This is a genomic window from Elstera litoralis, assembly GCF_000963705.1.
Taxonomy (GTDB): domain Bacteria; phylum Pseudomonadota; class Alphaproteobacteria; order Elsterales; family Elsteraceae; genus Elstera; species Elstera litoralis.
Genome location: NZ_LAJY01000098.1, coordinates 1 through 8,459, shown reverse-complemented (window position 1 = coordinate 8,459; position 8,459 = coordinate 1). Strand labels below are relative to the sequence as shown.

Genomic DNA, 8,459 nt, shown 5'->3' with positions numbered 1-8,459 from the left:
AATCGTCAGCGAAACCTTACGCGACCGCGATTTCTTCGCCGATTTCACCGCCTTCATGCGCGAAAACACCGATCTTGCCGGGCATTTGCACTTCCAGATTACCCAGCACGATGCCTATCGGATGGAAGCGCGGACCGATCAGGAATTGACCGCACTCGGCAAACTTGGCTTCCGCTTTGTATTGGATAAGACGACGAACCTCGATCTCTTCGTGTCGGACCTGTCGAATAAAGGGTTCCGCTACGTGAAGGTCGACGCGCCGCTGTTGATCGAGAAACTCTCCAAACAGGCCGATCCGCGCGTGTTGCGGCGCAATCTCGATCATGGCGCGATTGATTTGATGGTCGATGGTGTCGAGAAGGATACGCAACTGGTCAAGCTGCTCGATTTCGGCGTCGATTTCGGCCAAGGGTCTTTGTTCGGTCTGCCACGCCCGGCAGAAAAGCGGGATATTTATTGATGGTGCAGGTGATTCCGGCGCTAGAGCCGGTCTTGGATCGCTACGATGGGTTCATTATCGATCTTTGGGGCGTGCTGCACGATGGTTTGTCGCCGTTTCCTTGGGCACGGAGCACGTTGATAGCGTTGAAGGCGGCGGGCAAGCGGGTGGGGCTTCTATCCAACGCCCCACGCCCGGCGGCGGTGGTCGCGGCCAAGATGCGCGACCTTGGTTTTGCCGACCACGACTGGGATTTTCTGATGACCTCCGGCCAAGACGCGTGGGAACACCTGCGCACCCGGCCCGATCCCTGGTATCAGGCCCTCGGCGCGAACCATTATCTCATCGGCCTGCCGAAAGACGAAGGTTTGCTGGTCGATCTGCCGGGGTTACGCGTGTTCGATGTGTCCGATGCCGATTATCTCATCAATGCGGGCATCGACTTTGGGCAAACGCTCGATAATGTGCGCCCGCTGCTGGAAGACGCGCTCGGGCGCGGCCTGCCAATGGTCTGCGCCAACCCCGACCATTGGATCGTCTCGGATGGGCGGCCCGAAGTCTGTGCCGGGCTGCTGGCGGCTTTCTATGAACACCAGGGCGGGACAGTGCGCTACCACGGTAAACCCTTCCCCGGCGTTTATGCGACCTGCCTCGGTTTGCTCGACGGCATTCCGAAAAGCCGCGTGCTGGCCATCGGCGACGGGCTGAAAACTGACATCAAAGGCGCGAATGGCGCGGGCATCGACTCGGTGCTGATTACCAGCGGCGTTCACGGCGAGGCGCTCAGACTCGAATCCGACGGTTGGTTCGACGAGGTCGCGCTTCAGCAGCTTATGGCGCAGGAACAGGCACAGCCAACTTACGTGCTGCATCGGTTCCAGTAATCGGTTTCCAAAGGGCTAGCCCTTTGGCAGGGGCGTTGGGGACAGCGTCCCCAACATCTTAGGGCGAATGCACTGCCCGGCTATCCTCAGGCGCTTCATCGCGATCTTCCAACCCGTAATCCCGAACGACGCTCGCAATCCGCAGGCGGTAGTTTTGAAAAAACGCCGCTCCGCCCCAGGGTTTGCGCCGCGCGGTGGGCCGGGCGATTGCGCCAGTCCAGCACGGCGGCCTCATCGCGCCAGAAGGAGAGGGAGAGCAGTTTTCCCGGCGTGGTGAGGCTTTCGAAACGCTCGATGGAGAGGAAACCGTCAATCTCGATCAACTCGTCTTTCAACTGGGCCGCTGTGTCGAGATAGGTTTCGGTTTGGCCCTCGGCGGGCCAAACCTCGAAAATCACCGCGATCATGGTTTTATCAGGCTGGCGTGCGGGGTGGAGGCGAGGCGCAGGAAGATGCGGTCCTCGCGGCGAATGAACTGCTCGCGCTTGGCGAATTGATAATTCTCGCGGCCTAACGGGCTGTCGCGCAACCGGGCGCGATACTCTTCATAGGCCGCGAGATTAGGCAGCGTGTAGACGCCGTAAGCGGTGGTGGCCGAGCCCTCGTAGGGGGCGAAATAGCCGAAGAGATCGGCCCCGCAGGCCGGGATCGCCTGGCCCCAGACCTGGGCGTAATGTTGGAAGGCTTCCACCTTGAACGGATCGATTTCATAGCGGATAAAGCAGGCGATTTTCGTCTCGGCGGTCATCATCATCTCCTTGTTGACCGGGCGATCTTAGCGGCTTGAGCGACACCAATGCTTCGGCTATAACCGAAGTATGAAGGAAGGCCCGACCATCGCCCCGCTCGCCGCCCTGATCGGCGATCCTGCCCGCGCCAATATGCTGACGGCGCTGATGGACGGGCGCGCGCTGACGGTCTCGGAACTGGCCCATGCGGCAGGGATTGCCCTGCCGACCGCGAGCGAGCATCTCAGTAAACTCGATAGTGCCGGATTATTGGTCGCCGAGAAACAGGGGCGGCACCGCTATTTCCGCCTTTCCGGGCCGGATGTGGCGGATGTGCTCGAAGGGCTGATGGGGCTCGCCCAGCGCACGGGAGCGACCCGCACGCGCACGGGGCCGAAAGACCCGGCCTTGCGGGAAGCGCGCGTTTGTTACGATCATCTTGCCGGGGAAAAGGGCGTGGCGCTGCTCGACGGTTTACTGCGGCAAGGGTTTCTGACCGCTCCTGACGCACCCGATCTGACCGAACCGGGCCGCGGTTTCTTCGCGGGGCTCGGGTTCGATCTGCCGCGCTTGGGGCGCGGGCGGCGACCCCTGTGCCGTCATTGCCTGGATTGGAGCGAGCGCCGCGCCCATCTCGGCGGGGCTTTGGGGGCCGAAACCCTCAGTTTCATCGTGGCACAAGGCTGGGCGATGCGGGAGCCGGGGGCGGGGTGGTGCGCTTCACCCCGCCGGGGGCGGGGGCCTTCGCGGCGACATTCCATCTCGATTTACACCGCACCGCCGAAAAACCCGCATAGCGCCCGTTGATTCTCCTGTCGATCTCGTGCCACGCTAAATCGTAACAATCGGGCGCGGGGGAAGCAGGTGACAGGAAGCCAGACAGGGGGCACGCCGCGCTTGATCGTGCGCGGGATCAAGAAGCATTTCCCCGGCGTCCGCGCCGTCGATGGTGTCGATCTCACGCTAATGCCCGGGGAAATCCACGCGCTGCTCGGCGAGAATGGCGCGGGCAAAAGCACCTGATGAAAATCATCTACGGGCTGTTGCAGGCCGACGAGGGCACGATTACTTGGGAAGGCGCGCCGGTGGCTTTCACCGATCCGGCGGCGGCGCGGGCGGCGGGCATCGGCATGGTGTTTCAGCATTTCGCCCTGTTCGAAACCCTGACGGTGACGGAAAATATCGCCCTCGCCCTGCCGGAAAATCAGGTCAGCAGTACGCTCGCCGACGAAATTCTCGACCTCTCCAAGCGCTACGGGTTGGCGCTCGACCCCAACCGGGCCGTCCATGCGCTGTCCAGCGGCGAGCGCCAGCGCGTTGAAATCATTCGCTGCCTGCTGCAAGACCCGCGCTTGCTGATTCTCGATGAGCCGACCTCGGTGCTCACCCCGCAGGAGGCCGATTCGCTGTTCGTCACACTGCGGCGGCTGGCGGCGGAGGGGCGGACGATTCTCTATATCTCGCACAAGCTGCCGGAAATTCAGGCGCTGTGCGACCGGGCGACGATTTTGCGCGCGGGCAAAGTGGTGGATAGCTGCGATCCGCGCACGACCTCCCCCGCGCTGATGGCCGAAAAGATGGTCGGCAAGGTCGAGCGTCCCACCCGGCGCGCGACGCACCTGAAGGCCGACGCGCCGGTGCGATTTTCGGTGCACAACCTCACGCGCAAGGCCGATGATCCTTTGGGGATCGATCTTAAGACCATCAGTTTTTTCCGTGCGCGCCGGGGAAATTCTTGGGCTTGCGGGGCTTGCGGGCAGTGGCCAGTCGGAGCTTCTGGCGGCCTTGGGCGGCGAAGTGCTGGTCGCGCCCGAAACCATCTGCCTGGACGATCAGCCGATTGGTGCGCTGCCCGTGGCGGCGCGGCGCGCGATCGGCCTGTCTTATGTGCCCGAAGAGCGCTTGGGCCGCTCGGCGGTGCCCGATCTCGATTTGACCGCCAATAGCATTCTTTCCGGCTGGCAGCGGCCCGAGCTTGTGTCGGGCGGCTGGCTGAAGCGCGGCGCGATGAAGGCGTTCGCCGAAAAAATCATCGCCGACTATCGCGTGATGCCGCCCACGGCGGGCAGCCTCGCGCGGCGGCTGTCGGGCGGGAATTTGCAGAAATTCATCATGGGCCGAGAAATTCTGGCCAATCCGAAAGTTCTGATCGTCGCGGCCCCTACCTGGGGCGTCGATGCGGGTGCGGCGGCGGCGATCCACCGGGCGCTGTTGGCTCTGGCGGAGGCGGGCACGGCAGTGCTGGTCATCAGCCAAGACCTCGATGAACTCTTCACCCTTTGCGACCGGATGGCGGCGCTGTTTCACGGTGGCCTCAGTCTTGCAGTCCCAACGGCAGAGCTTAGTCAGGAGAAAGTCGGGTTGATGATGGGAGGCGTGGCGGATGCCGCCTGAGGCCGCCGCTCGAACGGCAAAGCGCGGTTTTAGCCTGCGCCTGGAAGCGCGGACGGAAACGCCGCGCTGGCTGGTCTATACGACGCCGCTGCTGGCCTTGGCACTCACGGTGCTGAGCGGGGCGGGGCTGTTTGCACTGCTGGGCGTCGATCCGCTCACAGCGCTCTACGGGTTTTTCATCGACCCGATTTCCGACCTTTACGGCTGGACCGAACTCGGCGTTAAGGCGATTCCGCTGGCTCTCATCGCCCTTGGCCTGTCGCTCGGGTTTCGGGCGAATGTGTGGAATATAGGCGCGGAAGGGCAGCTTACCGTCGGCGCGATGTGCGCGGGCGGCGTGGCGCTGGCCTTTTGGAACAGCGGCGGCTGGTGGAGCCTGCCGCTGATGGCGCTGGCGGGGCTCGGCGGCGGCATCGCCTATGCCGCGATTCCGGCCTTCTTGCGCACGCGCTTTAATGCCAATGAGATTCTGACCAGCCTGATGCTGACCTATGTGGCCCAGCTTTTCTTAGGCTATCTCGTGACCGGCCCGTGGCGCGACCCGGACGGGTTCAACTTCCCGCAAAGCCGCCCGTTCGATGCCGATGCGTTGATGCCGCCGATTCTGGAAGGGTTTCGGCTGCATTGGGGCCTCTTGGTCGTGATCGTTGCGGCGGTAGCGGCCCAGGCGGTGCTGACGCGCTCCTTGCTGGGGTACACGCTGACCGCGAGCGGGCTTGCCCCGGCAGCGGCGCGCTTTGCCGGGTTCTCGGCTCCGAAGGTGGTCTGGACCTGCCTTTTGATGGGCGGCGGCTGTGCCGGGCTCGCGGGGATGCTGGAAGTGGCGGGGCCGATTGGCCAGCTCATGCCGAGCGTGTCGCCTGGCTATGGCTTCACCGCGATTATCGTCGCCTTCCTCGGGCGGTTGAACCCGTTCGGCATCTGCGCGGCAGCGCTGTTGCTGGCGCTGTCCTACATTGGGTCGGAGGCGGCGCAGGTGACTCTGAAGCTGTCGGCTTCGGTCGGCACGGTGTTTCAGGGTTTATTGTTGTTTTTCGTTTTGGCCTGCGACGTGCTTCTAGCGTATCGCGTTCGGCGCGGGTAAGGGGCTGGAATGGAGATTGCTGCATCGATTCTGGTGGCTGTGATGATGGCCGCAACGCCGCTGCTGCTGGCCGCGCTGGGGGAGTTGATTACCGAGAAATCCGGCGTTCTGAACTTGGGCGTTGAAGGCATGATGCTGGTCGGCGCGGTGTGCGCCTTCGCCGTTGCCCATCAATCGGGCAATGCCTATTTCGGCGTCATTGCCGGAGCTTGGCGGGCGTCGGGCTGGCGGCGCTGTTTGCCGTTCTGGTGCTGGTGCTCTTGACCAATCAGGTCGCGACCGGCCTAGCCTTGACGCTCTTCGGCGTGGGGCTGTCGGCACTGATTGGTAAGAATTTGGTTGGGCAGCCGATCCCGCGCCTGCCGGTTCTGTCGATCCCCGGCATCAGCGATTTGCCGGTGATTGGGCCGCTGCTGTTCGGCCATGATCTGCTCGTCTATCTCTCGCTGGCGCTGACCTTTTTGGCGCATCGGATCATCACCCGCACGCGGTTGGGGCTGACGTTACGCGCGGTCGGCGAATCGCCCCAGGTGGCGCACGGCCTTGGCCTGTCGGTGCGGCGCGTGCAACTGATGGCGGTGCTCACTGGCGGCGCGCTGTCGGGCCTCGGCGGTGCCTATTTATCGCTGGCCTATACGCCGATGTGGGCGGAGAATATGACCTCGGGACGCGGATGGATTGCCCTCGCGCTGGTGGTTTTCGGCACGTGGCGGCCCCTGCGCATGCTGGCCGGGGCCTATTTGTTCGGTGCGATGACCCTGGCGCAACTGCATCTCCAAGGCTTGGGCGTGCCGATCCCCTCGCAGTTCCTCTCGATGCTTCCCTATTTGGCCACGGTGCTGGTGCTGGTGCTGATGTCGCGCGATTCGGTGCGCATTAAGCTGAATGCGCCGGCGGCCCTGGGCAAAAAGTTTTCACCCCGATCGTTAACCTCGCGGAAGGAGTATTCCCCGTGACTTCCCGAACTCTTAAAGCTCTCCTCGTGGGCGCGGTTGCCGCCCTCGGCCTGACCGCAGGCGCAACTTTAGCCGCCGACGCTAAGACCAAAGTGGCTTTCGTCTACGTCGGCCCGATTGGCGATCATGGCTGGAGCTACCGCCATAACGAAGGCCGTCTCGCCATCGAAAAAGCCTTCCCCGGCAAGGTCGAAACCACTTATGTGGAAAGCGTGCCGGAAGGGGCGGACGCCGAGCGCGTCATTCAACAGCTCGCCGCCAAGGGCAATAACCTGATTTTCACGACCAGCTTCGGGTATATGGAGCCGACGCTGAAAGTGGCGGCGCGCAACCCGAAGGTCTTCTTTGAACATGCGACCGGCTTCAAGCGCTCGGCGAATACCGCGACCTATGCGGCGAAGTTCCATGAAGGCCGCACGGTGATCGGCCTGATTGCGGGCAAAATGACCAAAAGCGGCGTGGTCGGCTATATCGCCTCGGTGCCAATCCCCGAAGTGGTGAGCGGTATCAATGCCTTTACTCTGGCGCTGAAGTCGGTGCGTCCCGATGCCCAGGTGAAGGTGATCTACGTGAACTCCTGGTACGATCCGGGTAAGGAAGCCGCCGCCGCCAAAGCGCTGCTCGATCAAGGCGCGGATATTCTAACCCAGCATACCGATAGCCCGGCCCCCATCCAGGTGGCCGAAGAGCGCGGCGTTTACGCCTTCGGGCAGGCCTCCGATATGACCAAATTCGGCCCGAAGGCGCATCTGACCGCCATCGTCGATAATTGGGACAATTACTATGTCGCCCGCACCAAGGCGGTGATGGATAAGACCTGGAAGTCGGGCGACGTGTGGGAAGGGTTCGAAACCGGCATGGTGGCGCTCGCCCCCTATAATCCGGTGCTGCCGAAGGATGTGGTGGAGCTGGCCGAAACCGCCCGCAAGGACATTATCGCCGGCAAGCGTCACCCGTTCACCGGCCCGATCCTCGATAAGGACGGCAAAGAGCGGGTTGCGGCGGGCAAGACCGCGACCGATCCCGAAATTCTCTCGATGGATTGGTACGTCCAGGGCGTTTCCGGCGATCTGCCGAAGAAATAGGGCGCGTCAGCTTGCAAAGCTGGAAAGGGGTGGCGATGGCCGCCCCTTTTTCGGTTTTAGCCTTCCCATTCGCCGAAAATCGGCTATGACGGCGGCATGATTTCCTATGTCATCAATGCCTTCGGCAAGCGTGCCCATTTACCCGCCGTTCTGGCCGCGATCCGCGCTCAGCAGGGGCTCGAAACCTACGAGGTGGTTATCGTCGACCCCGCCTCGCCTGATGGGGTGGGGGCTTACGCCGAGGCCGAGGCGGCGCAGGATGCGCGTTTGCGCGTTCTCCATGTCGAGGATCACGGGCCGGGCCAAGCGATCAATGCCGGGCTGGCGGCGGCGCGTTTTCCGCTCTGCCATCTGCTTGATGGTGATGATCTGCTGGCGCCGACGGCGACGGTAACGCTTCTGGCGGATAGGGACGCCTATCAAGCCGATGCCGTTATTGCGCAAGGCGGTTTCTATACGGGCGCGGGGCCGGTGTTTCCGACGGAGATTCCGGCGGCCACTTGGATCGTGCGCCCGGAAGAGGCGTTGCAGGCGATGATCCGGCACGCCCCGTCCAATATGAGCGGCACGCTGATCCGTACCGACTTCGCCCGCGCTTTCGGCGGGTGCGACGCGCGCGTGTGGGTGCATGATTATTCGCTGTCCTTGCGCGCCTGCCGCGCCGGGCGCGTGCTGCTGACGGATCGGCCTGTTTGGCAGGGGCCAGCGTCGGACGAAAGCCGCATCATGCTGAGCCAAAAGCGGCAAATGTTCCATGATTTCAATGCCGCGCTCGCCTATCTGGTCGCGGATCACCCGGAGATGCCCGCCGCCGTCCAGCGCCTTGCCCTCAATCGGGCGGCAGGACGCGCGCTGAAATGGCTACGGCGGGAAGCAGGCCAGCGCGCCC

11 protein-coding genes and 1 pseudogene are annotated in these 8,459 nt (G+C 63.2%); 10 read left to right on the top strand and 2 right to left on the bottom strand.

Translation table 11 applies throughout. The annotated features are described in order from the left end of the window. Both VZ95_RS05100 and VZ95_RS05095 read left to right on the top strand, forming a co-directional pair. Positions 1 to 460: EAL domain-containing protein (locus tag VZ95_RS05100; RefSeq protein WP_045774905.1), on the top strand; the 460-nt coding region annotated here is incomplete at its 5' end. After that, positions 460 to 1,323 carry a TIGR01459 family HAD-type hydrolase gene (locus VZ95_RS05095; RefSeq protein WP_045774904.1) on the top strand — a complete coding sequence of 288 codons (864 nt, stop codon included), beginning with the start codon at positions 460 to 462 and terminating at the stop codon, positions 1,321 to 1,323. The genes VZ95_RS05100 and VZ95_RS05095, both read left to right, overlap by 1 nt. Positions 1,324 to 1,418: 95 nt before the next feature. Here VZ95_RS05095 and VZ95_RS05090 read toward each other — a convergent pair whose 3' ends face one another. Beyond that, positions 1,419 to 1,730 carry an antibiotic biosynthesis monooxygenase family protein gene (locus VZ95_RS05090; protein ID WP_332307995.1) on the bottom strand — a complete coding sequence of 104 codons (312 nt, stop codon included), beginning with the start codon at positions 1,728 to 1,730 and terminating at the stop codon, positions 1,419 to 1,421. Then, positions 1,727 to 2,071, bottom strand: a complete 345-nt coding sequence (locus VZ95_RS05085) for an NIPSNAP family protein (protein WP_045774907.1) — start codon at positions 2,069 to 2,071, stop codon at positions 1,727 to 1,729. The genes VZ95_RS05090 and VZ95_RS05085 overlap by 4 nt, the downstream gene beginning before the upstream one ends. A 70-nt stretch (positions 2,072 to 2,141) precedes the next feature. Here VZ95_RS05085 and VZ95_RS05080 point away from each other — a divergent pair, with 70 nt between their 5' ends. The 8 genes and pseudogenes from VZ95_RS05080 to VZ95_RS21635 form a co-directional block, all read left to right on the top strand. After that, positions 2,142 to 2,858, top strand: a complete 717-nt coding sequence (locus tag VZ95_RS05080) for an ArsR/SmtB family transcription factor (RefSeq protein ID WP_232302482.1) — start codon at positions 2,142 to 2,144, stop codon at positions 2,856 to 2,858. A gap of 159 nt (positions 2,859 to 3,017) precedes the next feature. Continuing rightward, positions 3,018 to 3,370, top strand: a pseudogene (locus VZ95_RS29135) (ATP-binding cassette domain-containing protein); the annotation flags it as partial. Positions 3,371 to 3,725: 355 nt separating this feature from the next. Next, a complete protein-coding gene (locus VZ95_RS28545; protein ID WP_408606067.1) occupies positions 3,726 to 4,445 on the top strand; it encodes an ATP-binding cassette domain-containing protein in 720 nt (239 codons plus the stop codon). Further along, positions 4,435 to 5,529: an ABC transporter permease gene (locus tag VZ95_RS05070; RefSeq protein WP_045774903.1), complete on the top strand. Its 1,095-nt coding sequence runs from the start codon at positions 4,435 to 4,437 to the stop codon at positions 5,527 to 5,529. The genes VZ95_RS28545 and VZ95_RS05070 overlap by 11 nt, the downstream gene beginning before the upstream one ends. 9 nt (positions 5,530 to 5,538) lie before the next feature. Beyond that, positions 5,539 to 5,793 carry an ABC transporter permease subunit gene (locus tag VZ95_RS29130; protein WP_408606066.1) on the top strand — a complete coding sequence of 85 codons (255 nt, stop codon included), beginning with the start codon at positions 5,539 to 5,541 and terminating at the stop codon, positions 5,791 to 5,793. Then, entirely contained in the window at positions 5,739 to 6,485 is a 747-nt protein-coding gene (locus VZ95_RS05065) for an ABC transporter permease (RefSeq protein ID WP_408606065.1), read from the top strand. Before VZ95_RS29130 ends, VZ95_RS05065 begins: the two co-directional genes overlap by 55 nt. Beyond that, the gene (locus VZ95_RS05060; protein ID WP_045774902.1) at positions 6,482 to 7,570 is read left to right on the top strand and encodes a BMP family ABC transporter substrate-binding protein; all 1,089 of its coding nucleotides are present in this window, start codon (positions 6,482 to 6,484) and stop codon (positions 7,568 to 7,570) included. The genes VZ95_RS05065 and VZ95_RS05060 overlap by 4 nt, the downstream gene beginning before the upstream one ends. Before the next feature lie 96 nt (positions 7,571 to 7,666). Continuing rightward, the coding region (locus VZ95_RS21635; protein WP_156995074.1) for a glycosyltransferase family 2 protein at positions 7,667 to 8,459 on the top strand (793 nt) is incomplete at its 3' end.